The following is an 18,618-nucleotide window of genomic DNA, read 5'->3' on the forward strand; positions in this document are numbered from 1 at the left end:
CGCTTGCTCTCTCTAATTAAAAGGACGAATAGCAAAGCTACAAATAATTGCAGCTAATTTAAGTTAATAAAAATTTTAGATAAATATTATTATTTATTATAGTTTAAATACTGAATCAATTAACTGCAAGTATTGTGAGGTGAGCTTTTTTGTAATGAATTAGCAAATTTATTGAATCGACACCCTGATTGGAATTAAAAGCTATATAAAAATAACTTTTAGGCGATGAAGTCTGTGTTTATGGTGAGTTTTGTGTAAAAACAATATTTTAATCTAAATAACTCCAATGTGGTGTGTGGATGTTCTTTTTTAAGAGTGCTCCTAGTTATTTGTACTTAGCTCAATGTTTAATTATCTCTGTGGGACACAGATTAATCTTATTTTATTTATATATTATTAGGCAATGATTAAAGTCATTGCCTAATATATTTAGATTAGTATTTATATTCAATACCTAACCAATAATTACGGCCTTCTTCAATATACCCATTAGTATATTCATATGATTTATCGAATAAGTTATTAACTGATGTATTAACAGATATCCCTTGTCCAAAATCATAATCTAAACGTAGGTCAGTCTTAGCATATCCACGCACCTTGCTATCCGCATCGACATAATTAAAGGCCCAGCTTCTTGCTTCTTCGGTTACGGTAATGCTGAATGGCTCATAAGGGGTAAATTTTACCCAAGCGAAGGCTTTGTGGGTAGGTAATTCTGCAATATGTTTAACGCTGTAGTGTTTTGGATCAGCATGAATGTAGCCGTAGCTGAAACCCGCTTCCAACCAATCGGTAATTTGCCCGTTAGTCCCTAAATCAATCCCAAAGTAGTCAACTTTGCCGCTGTTACGATTTTCGAGGATATAACCTCCATCCTGATTAGTACCAACACGATGTGCCATAATGGCATCAGTTACATGGTTATAATAGAGACTTGAAGTATATGACAAAGTGGGTGAGATATGTCCCTTGTAAGTCAAATCATAGGTAAGAGCACGTTCAGTATCGATATGTGGGTTAATGACGAAGGTGTCGTCACTTTTCATTTTTTCTTTGGTATAACGCTCTTTCTGCGTTGGGAAACGGCTTCTTTCTGAAACTGAGAATTGCACGGTATCTTCATTTGCTAAGTGGTAGCGAGCCATGACTTCCCAGTTGAACGCATGTTGGCTATTACCATCGTATTTTTCAAAATCACCAGATTTGTAATCATAGCGCTTGCCGTCAGCACTTTTGCGCCAGTCATAGCCAATACCACCAATAATATCTAAGTTATCCATAGCAACCCATTGATATTCGGTAGCAATAGAATAGGTATTATCTTTATAGCGGTCGAATGGGACATCTCTTTTGGCGCGTGCACGGTGGACGTCTTCTTTCCAGTGTGCAGCAAATGACAGCATATCTAATTCACGCACGGTGAAATCAACACGCATGTCAGCACCGTTACTGTAATCATCGTAACGGCTGTAGTTATAAAGGCCTTTTTCGTAATCTTTGACAGATTTATACTGATGAAGCGTATTTTTGAATGTATCGTGGTATAGGCGACTCTGTAAGGCGATATCGTCGGTGACTTGGGTTGTACCGTTGAAATAGATACTTTCTTTGTCATAAGCAGGCCACTGCCAAATTTGAGGCTTGCTATTTGTCACACTCGGTGGGCTATTTTTATCGCCATCTTGTTTTAAATAAGTCACGACGTATTCATCTGCTTCTCGTGGTGTCCAGCCTACTTTCACCATCATACGTTTGTCATCAGTTGCCGAATTCGGGCGACGACCATTATTACCCGCTAATGGGTTATTATTTTCTGAACCCGGTATTCCCATAAAGCGCTGCTTATATTGACTGCCACTGACTTGAATAAAGCCGAGATCGTTACGACCCCCTAAACGTGCGCTGATATTGTGGGCGTTATCTGCACCGCGGGCAAAACCTTGGTTTAAGCTAATATTGGCTTCAAAGGGTTTTTGAGGCGTGGCGGTGGTTAAGTTGATAGCCCCGCCCATCAGGTTCGGGCCTTGTAATAGAGAGGTGTAGCCGGTAGATAGCTCAACGCTGGCTAGCTCGCTAGTCATAAAGCGGCCAAGGTCTAGTGTACCGTCATAAGGCACGTAAGTTGGAATACCATCAAAGAAAATAGGTACTTGGCGGCTATCAAAGCCACGTACATTGACTTGAGTTTCATTGCGGTTTCCTGATTTTTGAATAGAAACTCCAGACATTGTGCTTAGCGCCTGTGCGACGTTTGTTTTATTCAACTGCTTCATTTGGCTTTCTGTGATGACGTTAGCATCAGCTGCAAGCGGGGTGCTCCAAACGGACATCACATCGGTATTTTTTTCAGTGTTAGGTGAGGCTGCGTAGCCCTGTGTCGTAAATAAAGCCATCCCAACCCAATAGGTAATTTGTTTTACTTTCATTATGTCTTTCCAGTTTTATGAATAGCGATATATTATTTTTTATATAACGATATGCGTCATTAACCATCAGTGGATACAGCCGACGGGTAGGCTGTTTCTACAAAGTTTTTTTTGACGCTAACTTCTTAGCTTACTGCTTAAAAATCTTCACTTTTATATCTCGCGGTGCTGCGTAGTAAGGCGCTGATGTAATTAAGAGTGACACACCAGTTTGCGCGAATGCTTCTATTGTTTTTAAATTAACTCCACCAGCAATGGATAGCCGACAAGGTCGGTGGTGTTGCTTAGTGAGTTCTTGTAATTGCTGAATTTTTTCAATGGGCAGTTTATCGAGTTGTACAATATCGGCTTGTGCATTGATTGCAAGAATGGCCTGCTCGTAATTATCGGCCTCAACAATAATCATTTTTTCTGGGGCTGCTTGGCGCAGTGTTTTTATATGGCTAGCCCAATCATCTGGGTTTTCAAGGCATTGACGATGGTTGGTGAACAGTAAAATGCTTTCTGCGCTGCCAGCTCGATGAATAATAGCGCCCCCTGCCAAAATCGCAGTTAAGGCAAGAGGCTTGGTATGAGGAATGGTTTTTCGAGTACACGCAAGCTGCCCATCCGGTTGATATTGCCGCAAAATACTGACCATTTGCTGGGTGTAGTGGCTAACACCACTACACCATTCAAGCACGTTTTGCACCGCTTTCCAGCCTTGATGCAAGGCTTCAATCGGCCCAGTGGCAGAAATTAAAACACTTTGCGGCTCAACCAATTGGCCATCTTGAAAATGGCAATCACATGTGATCCCCAGCTTCTCTAGCATGCGTTTGGCGATAGTGAGCCCACTGATACAACCTCCGAATTTAGATGTAAAGGTTATTATCCCCATTTGGGACTGCAAGCCGAGTGCCCGTGTGGTGAGGTCTCCGTATTGAATGTCATCTAGCAGTAGTTGGTCGATTAATGTATCGGGTAGGTAAATCATAATGTTAGTTCCGATTCATCAACCACATCCCAAGATACCATTGCCCAATCTCTGGATGGATAATGGATTGTTTTACCTAAAGCCGTTTGCTCATCATAGTACTTACGTAAGATAGCGGTTTCTTCTGGGGTGATATTTTTAAGAGACCAATTGACGCTGTCAGCGAAAGTGTCAAAGCTATCAAACCCACCTTTCTTAGGGCTTTTGATAAAATCAACGCGCGCATTAATGCCCATTTGATGCAAAATATTCACGGCGTAAATATAGGTTGGCAGACGAATAACTTCGCGGCCTATCAAGCGAATAATGTGTTCATCAATAAATGTTGGGTTGATGGTATGAGTCGTGTAAACCCGTAATTTTGTTTGGCGATTGAGCTTGAGTAAAGCGGCTTTTAAATCATCAACGAGTGTTGAACGCGATGCCACTGAAATATCCACTTTTGGCAATGAACTCCAATCATCTTCCCATGCGAGTACTTCAAAGCGTGCATGTGCAATAGCGAGTTCTTTTGCGCGCAGTTCAGCCATCTCAAGCATGCCACGACTATAATCAATACCAATAACATTTTTGAATTCATTCGCAAGGCACAGGCTGATGGAGCCAGGACCACAGCCTACATCAAGCAGCGTTTCAGCACCTGTTAAATCCATTAACTCACGAAATTGGACTAAATATGGGTCATGAGGGTTAGCGCAAGTTTGCGCCATTTGTTGTGCTTTTTTATCCCAATGTTCCGGTTCTTTACGGCTTCGTTGAGCTTGTTGCATATGTTGCTGGTACATTTTTGCAAAATCGATTTGATTGATTAACATGGCTTCTGACCTTAACTAGAAAACGTTGATGGAAGCTGAAAGTGAGCTTGAATACTATGTTTATCCACATTATAGAGGGCTGACAAGTTAGTAAGTGTTAACATACATTTTGGTAACCCTTGTCTCGCTTTTTGCTGTTGATTAAGCAAAATAACATTGTCAGCAATGGCTGCGGCATGTTGTGGATGGTGAGTTGACATCAAAATTGTCATACCGTGAGATTTTAATTTTTCGATTTGCTCAAGTAGGCGAATTTGATTACCAAAATCAAGGCTAGCGGCAGGTTCATCCATAATTAGAAGTAATGGCTTTTGTATTAAAGCCCTTGCTATCAATACTAATTGCTTTTCTCCGCCACTAAGCGTGCTATATAGGCGTGATGCTAAATGTGAGATATTCAGATGCTTGAGTTGTTGATAGGCTAAACTTTTTTCTGTTTCTTTAGGAACCGAAAACAATGAAATATGCGGTGTTAAGCCCATCATAACCATATCAAGTACCGTGAAGGTAAAGGGGGTATCATGAGCTTGGGGAACATAGGCGACAGTTTTGGCGATTTCGCGTGGTTTAAGGTTCTGAATCTCTTGCCCATTGAGCCAGACCTTACCTTTAATTGCCGGTAATAATCCCAGTAAAGTTTTCATTAACGTGGTTTTACCGCAGCCATTAGCGCCTAATAAGCAGCTAATCTCACCTTTAGGTAACGAAAGATTAATACTGTCAATGATTGATATGCCATGATAGCCAATAGCGACCTCTTGTAAAGACAAAATACTCATTTCACCCGCCTTGTCTGCAACAAAATAGCTAAAAAGAAGGGAGCACCAATTGCAGAGGTTAAAATGCCTATGGGTAATTCAATTGCCGCAATAGTCCGTGCTAAGGTGTCTGTAATGAGTAATAAAATAGCACCAATTGCCAGTGATGCAGGGAGCTGATAGCGAAAGTTAGCGCCCACTATCATTCGAGTGATATGAGGCACAATCAAGCCTATCCAGCCAATAATTCCCGCAATAGAAACCGCACTTGCCGTGAGTAAGGTGGCACAAACAATGAAGATAGCACGGGTTAAGCTGACATTGATCCCAAGGCTTTTAGCTTCTTCATCCGATAAGCTGAGTAAATTCATTCGCCAGCGTAATAATAATAACGGAATAATACCGATAACCATCATCGGTAACACAGAGACTAAGTCAGCTTGGGTAATCGATGACAATCCACCTAACAACCAAAATGTGATGGAAGGCAGTTGAGTGTAGGGATCAGCAAGAATTTTCATTAAAGAGATGGCTGAACCACATAGTGCACTGATGGCAACACCAACCAGTACCAAGGATAAAATAGGATCATGTTGCCGCGCTAATCGAGCAATAAAACAGACTAAGGAGACCGTGATTAGTCCACCAATAAATGCGCTCAGTTGAATGTAAAATAAGGATTGGCCAAAGAAAATACCGATAACAGCACCCACGCCAGCACCGGCGGAAACGCCTAAAATATCAGGGGAAACTAATGGGTTACGGAACATACCTTGGTAAGCTGCTCCTGCAATAGCCAGACCTCCACCAATGACAATAGCGGCTAACGTGCGAGGAAATCGTATTTGCCAGAAAATGGTTTCATGGCGCGGGTTGCTCAACTCGCTATGAGAAGATAACTGGCTGACAAATAGATGATAAAGCTCATTGAATGTAAGTGAGTACTTACCACTTATTAAGGAAATAACAAAACTTATTAATAAAATGATGATTAATATAAGGGATCTTCTCCCTTGTCTCAGTACATCATTCATGATTTTTCCATGAGCAAATCAACTTGCTGTGCTGTTAATGATGAATGGTAGAAATGAGTAAAAAACTCAGCAATATCATGCTTAATATTCACTGCAATGTTTTTATCAAAATGGCTTTGTAGGCGCCTCATTCCCAATAGGCGGTTAACCCCTGGAGGCCCATCTAACCAACCAAATGGCATACCACTAAATAGTAGTAGTTGGTTGTTGGCGATGGCATCAAGGCCTTTCCATAATGCGGAATTTGTCATCAATTCAATGGATTCGTCATATTGAGTTATAATGATGTCAGGGTTCCATTGATATAATTGCTCCATAGAAACCGTAGTCAGGCCATGGAAATTAGGAATATCAACTACATTACGTAACCCGAGTATTTCAATCGCTTCAGTATGAATTGAGCCCTTAGCGCCAGTTTCTAAACCTTTTGCTCCTCTTGCAAGGTAAAAACTCAGCGATTTCTGTTGGTTTTGATTGGCAAATAAAGTGGCATCACTAATATAGCGTTGAGCGAGTTGGCTCAGTGTTTGAGCCTGCGGGATAACGCCTAAAATTTCACCTAGTTGTGTAAGTTGTTGAGGTGAATCTTTTAACCCGCCTGCGATTAATAAATAAGGTACATGAGTTTGTTTGGCGACCTTTTCAGCTTGTGAGCGATAAGTTTCGTCAATGTTTCCAGTATCAATGATCAGGTCTGGGCTATAAGACAGCAGCTGCTCAAGAGAAAGGGTACTCCCACGGCCTGCTAAGCGGCCATAAACAGGTAGATCAAGCCATTGTGGTGCAAAAAGACCGGTTTGCCCTTTTTTCAGCGAAATAGAGGCGAAACCCACCATTTTTTCAGGAGCTAATGCGAACATCAGTAAGTCGGAAGGAGGACCTGAACTGATGACTCGGTGAATATTTTTTGGTGCTGGGAGTTTTCCAAATATGGCAGCTTCAACGGCTAGGCGAGTTTGCGCAAAGCTCGGTAAGCTGTAAAAAATAGCCAGCGCTGCACTGGATTTAAGGAACTGCCTACGATTGATTGCCATAATCTAATTTTATTGCTTCGTTATGATAATAATTATATAACGCGAAAATTAGCGGAGTCATGATAGAGAGTCAACCATAAAAGTTGCCGTGCTCAGAAAATTCGATGTTTATGTGATGTAAATCAGTAACAAAGATTGCTATCCATTAATAGATAGCAGAACATAGTTATCGTTAACGAATTGGATATCGCTTTGAACTTATGAAGAAAAAAAGACCTTCTTTGCAGGATGTTGCCGACCAAGTTGGCGTCACAAAAATGACGGTGAGCCGTTTTTTACGAAACCCTGAGCAGGTTTCAGAAGCTTTGCGTGATAAAATTGCTCAAGCGGTGGAGGCTTCCGGGTATATTCCGAATAAGGCGCCCGATATTTTATCGAATTCAACCAGTCATGCTATTGGGGTGCTACTGCCTTCTTTGACTAACCAAGTTTTTGCCGAAGTCATCCGTGGAATTGAAGCGGTGACAGATCGTCATGGTTACCAAACCATGCTTGCTCACTATGGTTATTTAGCAGAAAAAGAAGAAGAGCGGCTGACCTCGCTACTTTCTTATAATATTGATGGTGTGATTTTAGCCGAACGAACACACACTGAACGCACATTACGTATGCTGAAAACTGCGGGGATCCCTGTTGTTGAGATTATGGATAGCGTTTCTCCTTGCTTAGATATCGCAGTGGGTATCGATAACTTTGAAGCTTCTCGCCAAATGACCCAGGCGATGATTGAGCGTGGCTGCCGTAAAGTTGTGTATTTAGGAGCAAGACATGATGAGCGTACTTTTATTCGTTTAAAGGGTTATGAGCAGGCCATGCTCGATGCAAATCTTGAGCCTCGTAATGTGATGACACAAGCTAGCTCGTCGTATTCGCTAGGCGCTCAACTACTGCACGATTGCCGTGCTAAATACCCAGATACCGACGGTTTATTTTGTACCAATGATGACTTGGCGATAGGGGCGATTTTTGAGTGTCAACGTCTAGGAATTCAAATTCCACAAGACCTTGCTATTTCAGGCTTTCATGGCCATGACGTAGGGCAAGTGATGACCCCAAAACTGGCAAGTATTTTGACGCCAAGAGACCAAATGGGACGTAAGGCGGCAGAAGTTTTGTTGGCAAGAATGTCTGGTAAGAAGCTTGTCGAGACGCATTTTGATGTAGGGTTTTCTGTCCTTACTGGCGAAAGTATCTAATTTTATCCGTCATACTTCGTGCCGTAGCGTCGTTGCCTGCACTTGCTAACTCTAGTCACATACTTATGTATGCTCCCAGAGGTTAGCTCGATTGGCGTCTAGCTACAACACGAATTATTTAGGATAAAGAGCACGCTATAATGCGAGTTATTAATTCAAATTATTTAGGGTAGCTTTATCCGTCATACTTCGCGCCGTAGTGTGAATTATTTACGATAGCTTTATTTGTTGAACTTCAAATTATTAAAAACTTATATCTTGGCACCCTCTATATTATTGCGATAACTATCACAAATCTGTTCTCTTCTTCGCCAATTTGATTGCTAAATAAATCTGCACTGATGATAATGTTACCCGTAACTTGTTACCGGTAACAAATGCCGGTTTTTAACTAAAGCCAGGACAATAGTGAATATCTGAGGAGTTTCCGATGAATGATACCCAAAAACAAAACTATACATTTGTACTAATGGGGGTATCGGGTAGTGGTAAGTCTGCTGTTGCCACAGGTGTCGCACAGCAACTGCAAGCTGCCTTCCTTGATGGTGACTTTCTTCACCCTAAATCAAATATTTTAAAAATGGCATCGGGTCATGCATTGAATGATGATGACCGCCAACCTTGGTTGGAAGCATTAAACCAAGCGATTTTTGCTATGCAGAGAACCAATTCTGTTTCTTTAGTGGTCTGTTCAGCACTGAAGAAAAAATATCGAGATATTTTAAGAGTTGATAATAAAAACTTATTTTTTATCTACTTGAAAGGAGATTCAGTTGTCATTGAAGAAAGATTAAAAGCACGTAAAGGGCACTTCTTCAAACCTGAAATGTTAAAAACTCAATTTGCTACTTTAGAAGAACCAACTACAGCAGAAACTGATGTTCATGTTGTTGATATTCGCCAAACACTTGAAGATGTCATCGGTAATACCTGCTCAACGATTAAACAAATTGTCGCAGGAGAGAAATCATGAACTCAGTCGAAACGCTTAGCACGTTAACCTTAGTGCTAACAGCTGTTGGCTCGGTCGTTTTACTTTTATTTTTAGTCATGTATGCACGGTTGCACGCTTTTGTTGCATTAATGATCGTATCAATCGGAGCTGGGCTATTTTCAGGGATGCCTGTTCAACAGATCACTGAAACCATGCAAAAAGGAATGGCAGGAACACTCGGCTTCTTAGCCATTGTCGTAGCATTGGGCGCTATGTTCGGTAAAATTCTGCATGAAACAGGCGCATTAGACCAGATAGCGAATAAGTTACTTAACCTGTTTGGTGAAAAAAATGCACATTATGCTGTCGGTGTTGCAGGGCTGATTTGTGCATTACCGCTCTTCTTTGATGTGGCGATTGTCTTGTTAATCGGAGTGGTGTTTGCGGTAGCGAACCGTACTGGCCATAACGTTGTTCGTCTTGCTATCCCATTATTTGCAGGGGTTGCCGCTGCAGCAGCGTTCTTATTACCGGGGCCAACCCCAATGTTGGTTGCATCACAAATGGGCGCAGATTATGGCTGGATGATTTTAATTGGTCTGTGTGCTGCTATCCCAGGCATGATTTTAGCAGGACCTTTATTTGGTAAATTTATCAGTAACTTTGTTCATATTGATATTCCAGCAGATTATCAAGCACCAAATACAGAACATGGCAAAATGCCAAGCTTTGGATTTAGCTTGTGTTTAGTGCTTTTCCCATTGGTATTAGTGGGTTTAAAAACCATCGGTACACATTTAGTTGAAAAAGGAACCACGCTTGAGCATTGGTTAGAGTTTATCGGTCATCCTTTCACCGCATTACTGCTAGCGTGTTTACTGGCGATTTATGGCCTAGGTTTCCGTTATGGTATGGATAAAGAAAAGGTCATGGCAGTTTGTTCTGCAGCGATTCAACCAGCTGGGATCATTTTATTGGTGACGGGTGCTGGTGGTGTATTTAAACAAATTTTAGTGGATTCAGGTGTCGGCCCTGCGTTAGGTGACTCTTTAATTGGTGCTGGCTTACCGATTGCGGTTGCTTGTTTTGTATTAGCTGGTGCAGTACGAGTTATTCAAGGTTCTGCCACTGTTGCATGTTTAACTGCAGTAGGCTTGGTACTCCCTGTTATCAGTGAGTTAGGTTACTCAGGAGCACAGCTGGCGGCTTTAGCGATTTGTATCTCAGGCGGTTCATTGATCTTAAGCCATGTGAATGACTCTGGTTTCTGGCTATATGGCAAGTTTACGGGGGCGACAGAAGCGCAAACCTTAAAAACTTGGACAGTCATGGAAACTATCCTTGGTACGACAGGGGCAATCGTTGGTATGGTGTTCTTTATGTTCTTGTAATACGGTTCATAAAAACACACCAAAGTTAAATTCATTGAATGAAAACTTAAGCAAAGCGCCCACAATTAAGTGGGCGTTTTGCTTTATTAGCTCAAGCTAATTTTAGGAATAACAATTTCATTGTGATGCTGTGGGGAGTTAATGCGTTTAGCGTGACCCGATGATAATTCAATATGTGCTGTAAAAAATGAGGCTAACCCTAAGTCGTGAGTAGAAAAGAAAATAATTGATTTGTTTAATTTAAACTCTTGTTTCATTAATTGTAAGAATGAGAGTGCATCAGAGGTTGCCATAAATGATGTTGATTCATCTAAAAATAGCATGTCAGGTTGTTTTAATAGAGCAAGGACGAGCTGTAACTTTTGTTTTTCCCCGGTAGAGGCGGCGATGTCAGTGACGAGTGTATCGTCTAATGTTTCTTTACTTATCAGTAAATTCGGGCAACATAATTTGGTTAGTCGAACAATGATACTGTTATCGAATACACCGTAGAAATTAAAATTGTCACGAATGCTGCCATGAATGAATGCTGAAATACCATTATGGTAGGCAATTTTTTCGGTTAAAAAGGATTGGGAAATTTCATCGATACCAATACCATTGATTGTAATATCCCCTGATGAGTATTCTGAAGTTCCACATAAGGCTTTCATTAATGATGTCTTTCCTACTCCTGAAATACCCGTAATACCGATGACATCACCGGGTTTGGCTTCAATATTGAGCGGGTTAATAATCGTTTTACCATGAATACTAACGCTAAGATTTTTTGCACTAAAATGTGTTATTGAATCTGTTGTTATGCCATCTACTTTGAAATGAATAAGCTGATTGTTTTTTAACTGATCAATACTGGATTTGATATGAAATAGGTGCGTTTTTACGATAAATAAGCGATTAATCGCGCTTGTGATTGCACCAGAAAGTCGACCATTAATGATCATGACGGCAATTACGGAAGCTAAGCTTAAACTCCCTTCACCGATAGCCAAATAGCTAGCTATGTACATTACGATCATGGATAAAAACGTATTTACTTTGATAATTTCCATCCAATGGTGATTGGCCTCGCTTAGTTTTAATTTTATTTTTTCATCTTCATTAGTTTTTATACTGATGTACTGCTTAAAATGATCATCTCTGGCAAAACAAAGTTCATGTTTTTTTTGTTCTAATGAGTAGTACATGGCTGATTTTTCATAGTTTAAGGCATTAGCTCTCAGCATATTTTTGTAGGAAAGAAAGCGGACGTGCAGACATAAAAAGATAAGCCCAGCATAATAGCTCAATAGCAATAATGAATAAAAACCTAACATGCCAATAATGCAAAATGAAAATAAAATGGCTAACCCAATATCATAAATAATTTGTGGTTTAATTTCCCATATCTGTAAGATTGACGCTTCTGCTGTTCTTACCTTAATTGAAGCACTTTTACAGCTAGATTGTTTTAATAGGTTAACAAAATAACGATTAAAAATGCTGATATTAAGCTTTGTTTTTTTTATATTTTGTTCATGAATAATGTGTTTAATAAAAAACTCTAAACCAATAACGACAATGAAAATAAAACTAATATATAAGATTGAGCTTATGGACTCGCTATAAACGAGTCGGGAATTAAATAGGTTTGAATATAAAGGCAATAATAGTGCAAATACGATTAAAGGTAGTGAAAATAAATTTGATTTTGGTGTTAATTTAATCAATGATTTATATATATTCGCTTCATTGAGCATGTTTTCACGTGCAGAGAATGAAAATAAATGTTTATTTTCAATTAGTTGATGTGTTATCGCAGAATCGGTTGTTAGATTGGTTAGCTGGCCTCGATGATTTTTAATGATAATATATTTTTCATCAGTTATCTCCATAATAAACAGTGCTGGTAGCTTTCTTTCACTAAAATCTACAATAGAAACATATTGATAATTGAAAAAATCATTATCAATAAATTCGTTTATATTATTTAGTATATATTTATTGTCATACGAGAGTGTTGGAGGGGTAAATGGTTCTCCTAATATCTTGAAATATTGATTAATAACATCATGGAAATTACTTTCTTTCATTTTCTTCACTCTTCAGGAAGCAAGCGTTAATCCCTTGATTATCTTCAACCGGCTTTAATGCTTTAATGTGTACATTAGGTGTGTTTTTTTTAATTAACACTGTGTTATAGATGGTGTAGGTCATTGCGGCGTCAAAAGATATGTTATTTCCATAACTGCAATAAACATCAATAGATTTAACTTTTTTATTAACAATTAATTTCAAGGTATCGTGGCTAAACATTAATGATTTCACTATGTTATTGCCATTGCCATTGCCATTGCCATTGCCATCTACATCGCTACTATCGTTATTTATAGATGAGGAAGTTTCAGTATTGTTGTCATCAATTCCGATAAATGCAGTTTTACCTTTATTTTGTTCAGCTGCCATTGTACTCGATAACACATTGGCTAAGAGTACGGCCATGAGTAATGTCATGGTTGCGACAGCTGCAGATAATGCAGAAATAAAACCTAACATAGGGTCACCAAACGTTAAATGTCATGTTATCGCTAACTAATGCGGTTAAATAATGAAATACTGAAATCTCTTTACTTGAGATATAGAGCATCACCGGTAAGCCGTCATGCTCTGGAAGAAGCTCGGTATTTTGTTCAGGTGTAATTTGTACTGAATAATAGCGTTCTTGGTTGGTTCGTTCTCTGTCAGTGAAGGAGTCAGCGCTAATTTTTGTGACCTTTCCGCTAATGATTTTTTTAAATCCGGGGGAATTTACCACAATTTTTGCTGACAGTTTCGGTGCGATAAAGGGTCGATATTTCGCTAATATTTTACCTTCAATGACTCGTGTATCCTGTTGTTTTTTAATTACCATCACTAAATTAGAAGCTTCAACATAAGAACCTTTTTCTAAATCTTTTTCGATGCTTAGTACCACACCATTCGCTGGCGATAACACACTATTCGCTCTTATTTTATTGCGCAGTAAATCCATCTGCCCACTGTTTTCTAATTTCTCTTTTTTCAGGCGATGAAGGAGAGTTTCATTTTCTTGGATCTCACCGATAAGCCGCGCAGTATATTTTTTTTCTAGCAGTGAGATTTCTCGTAATAGCCCTTGAGCATTTAATTCTCCTGATGTCATCAGTGCGTTGGTACGGCTGAGTTCAGCGTTATTATTGAGTTTTTCAATTTCAGGAGCTCTTGCATTTTTTAATAATAAATCTTTTTTTTTCAGAATGTTAATCTGCTTTTCTAATTCACTAGATTCTTTAATTTGTGAGATATATTTATCTCGCAAATTGCTTATCTCCATGCGTAAGAGAATGTGGCCATAGAGTTCTCTATAGGCGCTTAATGTTTTACTCTGTAACCCTTTCGCAAAGAAAAAATATTCAGACTCTGTTTTTATACTTCCATCAAGGATCTTATTTAACAATTTTTTATTTTCTTCTAACTCATTAATACGTTCATTAGCAAATGTAACGAGGTTGGTTAATGTTTTTTCTTGATGAAAGACATCTAAATTCGTATAGGAAAATAAAATTTGCTCTTTCTCGACCTTATCACCAGTTTTTATCGCGAATTGGTTAATAAACCCAGACGCTGGGCTGACTATTTCTAGTCGGTTGGAGACACCTGAGATAACTCCCTCTCCTGGAGAGGATATTTCGATTTTAGCTAATAAAATATACCCAATAAATAAGGATGTGATACCGAGAAGTATTTTCACCTTTTTAGGTAATTGATTTAGTTTATTTAGATAACGTTTCAATTTCAGTTAACTTCCCTGTTAATTGGATATATTCCATTTTGTTTTTCATATCAGCAATCATTAACTCAGCGATGCGTCTTTCCATTGTTAACATATCAAAAAGTGTATTCACCATTTCATAGAAAGAGGACTGTGATATCTCATATTCCCTTTGTTGGCTATTAATTATTGAACGCATAGTCTTACGTTGTGCATGCAGCCCTGTAAGTTCAGTCGAATTTGAGTTAGCAATTAGTTTTAAATTTTTAATTTTAGCGGTTGATTCTTTATATTTATAATCTGCTTTTCCTTTTGTTGCTTCATACAGTTTTAGTTGAGATTTTTCGCTCAGTATTTTATCAAGGTCAAAAATATTTAATTTAACTTCCATTCCCATGTAAGATTCGTTACGGCTTCTAACTTGATCAATAAATCGTTCTTCAGCAATAACATTAACATTCAAGAATGGGTTTTGTTGATAAGCATTTTCTTTCATTGCCTCAGCTTGCATGCGCAGCAAGTTATATTCATTATTTTGTTGTGCATTTTCACTATCAATAACGGTTGCTTGTAATTTTTTTAATAGATTTTTTGGTACTTGTACACCTTTCGAAGGAAAGGTAATCCCAGATAAAAGCTCAATATTTGATTTATATTGTTCAATCTCTTTTTCTATATTCTGTAGTTCTGTTTCAATCCGTTGCATCAACAAAGAGGCTTGCTCAACATCACTGTATTTTGCTATGCCACTTTTATAACGGTGAGTAATGAGCTTGAAAATATTTTTAGCATTATTATTTAAATCAGCTGTTGTTTTTGTTAGCTCATTGAGGTAATAAATACCAATTAAATTATTTGTTGTTGCGGTGTAAAGTTCTTCTTTTTCTTTGTTTAGTGAAAGTGCGGAAATTTTTAATTTCAAGTTTTTCTCATTAAACCGGTGACTTAACGCAGTGTCATAGATTAATGAACTGGCAGTAATATGACTACTGGTACTCCCATCATGGCTTTTTGTTTTTCCTGATGCTGATATTTTAGGTAGATAATAATAATCTGTCTGTTTTGCTCTAAGGTTTTCAGCCTCTAATTCTAACGCTTTTATTTGAACTGGATTAGAATTTTCTAATACTCGGTTAATAAAGGTTTGAAAGTTTTCTGTGCCTTGATTGGCAAAACTATAACTTGTTGATAGTAAAGTTAATAATAAACCTAATGTGATAGGGCGCATATACTTAATCCATTGATAATAAGGTTAAAAGTTTCTTTCTGCTCTCAATGGTGTTTTCTTTTAGCCATTGCGTAGTTTGGTCGATTTTTAATATTTCTTCTGATATTTTCTCATTTTCATTTCTTTTGTTTATTTTTTCTTCTAATAAGTAAACCGCTAATTTTCTTTTCCAGTCGTCATCAGCGTCTTTTATTGACTGTAAAACGGCTAAGTGGTCTTGTACAGTGTTGGATAAAGTTAGGAGGTGTGACGAAATATCGGTCACAAGTTCATTACTTTCAGTCACAGAAATCATTTTTTGCGCTATAGTAATATTCACTTTCTGTAATTTGTTTAGGGTTTCTTGAATGTGATTAAGTTCTTCTGAGTAATTTACAGGTGTCTGTTGTGCAGTTTTTTTATTTTCTTTTTGGTAAAAGAAATGAAAGAAATTCAAACTAACTAATAGCAAAACTGAAATAGAAACACCAAGAATGGACGTTAAGAATGCAAAAGACATTGAATTCAGTGCCATTGAGATAGATGAAATCATAGCATTCATTTTTTCTGAGATATCACCTTCTCCCCCAAGCGATGCTGAGATAGCAGTGATCATCCCTGTTAGGCCAATAAATGTTCCAATTAACCCTAATGATACCGTGACAGATGCAGATAATTTAGTTTGGTTTGAAAGCAATGTATAGTTGCTTTGTTTACTTTTATTAAAAAATCGATGAAATAAGAAGATAATTAAAGGGTAAATATAAATCCCAATCATCGTGTAGCTTATTTCAGGAGCAAGTAATAGACATTGCTGAACCATTTCACGTACTGATTGTAATAAAAAACAAGCGAGAAACGTTGCAGCATAAAAAAATAATCCAAGATAGTACATGTTATTTGTAATCCCAATAAATACATGAATTCCAACCTGGGCAATGTTCACTTGTTCCTTGTTTTAGAACAACCTCTTTATTTATTCCCAGATTTTTAATTAGTGATGCCATATAAAGAAGGTTATAGATGTTTTTTTCTTTACTGTGGCTGACTTTATCATTGATATAACCATTGATAATGATTTTTTTACTTTTGTTTTTAATTATTTCTTGTTTTATTAAAGGAATTTCACTTTTTGATAAATGAATGCCGCCTTTAAAATAAATTCGTTTATTTGGTATGTCTATTTTTGTTTTTTCAAAGTTTAGTTCTCCATAGTGAATATAAGTTTCTGCGGTTTTCATTCCGCTAAAAATAAATACCATAGAAACTAGAATAATTATGCATAATGTTCCACTTAGCCCATCAACCATTGGGGCGAGTTCTTCATCAGAGCTATCGTCATCGTTTTCCATATCTGATTCTTTCATTTTAGAAACAACGTTATTAATTCATGCTCATATTATAGTCTCTATTGCAATGAACTCACTTGAATTTGAGCTCAAAAAGAAAGGATGTCAGGCCAAATTATATTAGAAGGCGTTTTATTTTTAATTAAATGGATATAATTGTTTTTATTAACGCCAGCATGTGAGTATTCGCTGATGACCTCATTTATTAATATAATGATATAGAACATGAAAGATAAAACTATCACAGATAAATTAAAAAATATAGAAATCCAAAAGTTTAAAGTTCAAGGACTTGATTTAATTATCACTAAGCCAGATGGCTCTATTGAGAACATTAAAAATGGGTTGTCAGAAGTTATTTTAGGCAATATGACATTATCGACTGAGCAGGGGGCGATTCTTTCACAAGATGAAATTCTATCCTCAATAACCTTAAATGTGGGCGCCGATGCCGTTTATATCAAAGAGCAATTAACGAGTGATATCGTTGAATATGCAGATAATCAAGCCTCAAAAAATAAGAGTAAACAAATAGATGATGACGAGCAGCAAGATGATAATCGGCAAGATGATGAACAAAGTTTCAGTAAAAAATTGGCAGAATTAAATCAAAAAAATCAACAATTAGAAAAGACACTTCAGACCTTGTCTTCAGAGAAAGATGAAAAAGAAGTGTTATTAAGCTCATCATTGACAAAGCTCGCTGAAGCGAAAAAACAGCTAAATCAAAAAAGCAAAGTAGAAAAAGTACCAGTAGAAGACAGCGACTTAACCTTCTCTCCACCATCTGCACCTGTCGCTATGCCAACAAGTTCCTCATCATCATCCACTCAGTCTGCCAATAAACCATCCGCAACGCCCCAAATAGCTAAACCGATGGCACAGGTTTTTATTCAGGGAAAATTAAGCGAAGAGTCCGACTCAGGTAAAAAGGGCGATAACATTACGAATATTAATACACCAACATTTATGGGTGTCGTTTCTCTCGATAGTCAGGCTTATCTAACGATTAATGATCATAAGTACCCTATAACCGCGGATAAAGACGGGAAATGGTCATTAAAAATCACAGAACCGTTAGAAGATAAAATATATGAATACTCATTAGTTGCTTCTTCCGGTGATGGCAAGCCTGTCACCGTGAGTGGTCAATTTGAAGTGGACACGCAGTTTGATGACCTCTCTGTTAACCTTGATGGGCATTCAAATATTGAAACGACAGGAGAAAGGCTGACGAATAAGCAAGTTCCTACTTTTGCAGGAAAAGCTGAAGCAGGGAGTTCGGTAACGCTAACGATTTCAGGGCAAACATTATCGACAATTGCTGATGATAAAGGGGTATGGCGAATTACAGTCGAGAAGCCACTGTCTGATGGTGTACTAGCTTATCAAGTTACTGCAGTGGATACAGCGGGTAACCAAAAAACTATCACTGAGAGTGTGACCATCAAAACATCAAAACCCGATGCTAGTGTACTGCTTGATAACTCAGCGGTTTTCTTGACCAATAAAGTCAAGCCAACGCTTACGGGGAAAACAGACCCCAATTCTAATATTATCGTTAAGGTGGCTGGAAAAGAGTACCTCACCAAAGCCAATGAGCAAGGCGATTGGTCACTCACCATCACTGATAACCTAGCAGATGGCTCACATGTATTAAACGTTACGGTAACAGACAATGTAGGGAATCAGGGCATATTTATCCAGAGTCTATTGGTAGATACTA

Annotated in this window: 16 protein-coding genes; 4 read left to right on the forward strand and 12 right to left on the reverse strand. The window is 38.1% G+C overall.

The genetic code is table 11. From position 1 onward, the window contains the following. Positions 1–434 precede the first annotated feature (434 nt). The 6 genes from PSF09_RS15985 to PSF09_RS16010 form a co-directional block, all read right to left on the reverse strand. Positions 435–2,429, reverse strand: coding sequence for a TonB-dependent receptor plug domain-containing protein (locus PSF09_RS15985; protein WP_272684149.1), 1,995 nt, complete (start codon positions 2,427–2,429; stop codon positions 435–437). Positions 2,430–2,559: 130 nt separating this feature from the next. Then, complete coding sequence (gene modD, locus PSF09_RS15990) at positions 2,560–3,405, reverse strand: ModD protein (RefSeq protein ID WP_272666300.1); 846 nt, start codon at positions 3,403–3,405, stop codon at positions 2,560–2,562. Further along, positions 3,402–4,220 carry a class I SAM-dependent methyltransferase gene (locus PSF09_RS15995; protein ID WP_272666299.1) on the reverse strand — a complete coding sequence of 273 codons (819 nt, stop codon included), beginning with the start codon at positions 4,218–4,220 and terminating at the stop codon, positions 3,402–3,404. Before PSF09_RS15995 ends, modD begins: the two co-directional genes overlap by 4 nt. Before the next feature lie 11 nt (positions 4,221–4,231). After that, on the reverse strand, positions 4,232–4,999 hold the full coding sequence (locus PSF09_RS16000; protein WP_272666298.1) for an ABC transporter ATP-binding protein: 768 nt from the start codon (positions 4,997–4,999) through the stop codon (positions 4,232–4,234). Continuing rightward, positions 4,996–6,012, reverse strand: a complete 1,017-nt coding sequence (locus tag PSF09_RS16005) for a FecCD family ABC transporter permease (protein WP_272684150.1) — start codon at positions 6,010–6,012, stop codon at positions 4,996–4,998. The genes PSF09_RS16000 and PSF09_RS16005 overlap by 4 nt, the downstream gene beginning before the upstream one ends. Then, a complete protein-coding gene (locus PSF09_RS16010) occupies positions 6,009–7,046 on the reverse strand; it encodes an ABC transporter substrate-binding protein (protein WP_272666296.1) in 1,038 nt (345 codons plus the stop codon). Before PSF09_RS16010 ends, PSF09_RS16005 begins: the two co-directional genes overlap by 4 nt. Before the next feature lie 200 nt (positions 7,047–7,246). Here PSF09_RS16010 and gntR point away from each other — a divergent pair, with 200 nt between their 5' ends. The 3 genes from gntR (at position 7,247) to gntU (ending at position 10,567) form a co-directional block, all read left to right on the forward strand. Continuing rightward, positions 7,247–8,242, forward strand: a complete 996-nt coding sequence (gene gntR, locus PSF09_RS16015; protein WP_004915189.1) for a gluconate operon transcriptional repressor GntR — start codon at positions 7,247–7,249, stop codon at positions 8,240–8,242. A gap of 430 nt (positions 8,243–8,672) precedes the next feature. After that, entirely contained in the window at positions 8,673–9,215 is a 543-nt protein-coding gene (gntK, locus tag PSF09_RS16020) for a gluconokinase (RefSeq protein WP_210839312.1), read from the forward strand. Continuing rightward, complete coding sequence (gene gntU / locus PSF09_RS16025; protein ID WP_272666295.1) at positions 9,212–10,567, forward strand: gluconate transporter; 1,356 nt, start codon at positions 9,212–9,214, stop codon at positions 10,565–10,567. The genes gntK and gntU overlap by 4 nt, the downstream gene beginning before the upstream one ends. Positions 10,568–10,653: 86 nt before the next feature. Here gntU and PSF09_RS16030 read toward each other — a convergent pair whose 3' ends face one another. The 6 genes from PSF09_RS16030 to PSF09_RS16055 are packed head-to-tail and all read right to left on the reverse strand — an operon-like array spanning position 10,654 to position 16,895. Then, positions 10,654–12,639 (reverse strand): ATP-binding cassette domain-containing protein, encoded by a 1,986-nt coding sequence (locus PSF09_RS16030; RefSeq protein WP_272684151.1) that lies wholly within the window; start codon positions 12,637–12,639, stop codon positions 10,654–10,656. After that, positions 12,626–13,102: a hypothetical protein gene (locus tag PSF09_RS16035; protein ID WP_210839318.1), complete on the reverse strand. Its 477-nt coding sequence runs from the start codon at positions 13,100–13,102 to the stop codon at positions 12,626–12,628. The genes PSF09_RS16030 and PSF09_RS16035 overlap by 14 nt, the downstream gene beginning before the upstream one ends. Positions 13,103–13,106: 4 nt before the next feature. After that, positions 13,107–14,357: an HlyD family efflux transporter periplasmic adaptor subunit gene (locus PSF09_RS16040; RefSeq protein ID WP_238563033.1), complete on the reverse strand. Its 1,251-nt coding sequence runs from the start codon at positions 14,355–14,357 to the stop codon at positions 13,107–13,109. Then, positions 14,338–15,564, reverse strand: a complete 1,227-nt coding sequence (locus tag PSF09_RS16045; protein ID WP_198641978.1) for a TolC family protein — start codon at positions 15,562–15,564, stop codon at positions 14,338–14,340. Before PSF09_RS16045 ends, PSF09_RS16040 begins: the two co-directional genes overlap by 20 nt. Before the next feature lie 4 nt (positions 15,565–15,568). Further along, entirely contained in the window at positions 15,569–16,489 is a 921-nt protein-coding gene (locus PSF09_RS16050; RefSeq protein ID WP_272684152.1) for a hypothetical protein, read from the reverse strand. Continuing rightward, the gene (locus PSF09_RS16055) at positions 16,440–16,895 is read right to left on the reverse strand and encodes a hypothetical protein (protein WP_198641979.1); all 456 of its coding nucleotides are present in this window, start codon (positions 16,893–16,895) and stop codon (positions 16,440–16,442) included. The genes PSF09_RS16050 and PSF09_RS16055 overlap by 50 nt, the downstream gene beginning before the upstream one ends. Positions 16,896–17,117: 222 nt before the next feature. On the opposite strand from PSF09_RS16055, the gene PSF09_RS16060 reads away from it, so the two are divergent. Further along, a partial coding sequence (locus tag PSF09_RS16060) for an Ig-like domain-containing protein (protein WP_272684153.1) occupies positions 17,118–18,618 on the forward strand: 1,501 nt, incomplete at its 3' end.

Source organism: Providencia sp. PROV141, assembly GCF_028481645.1.
Lineage (GTDB): Bacteria > Pseudomonadota > Gammaproteobacteria > Enterobacterales > Enterobacteriaceae > Providencia > Providencia rettgeri.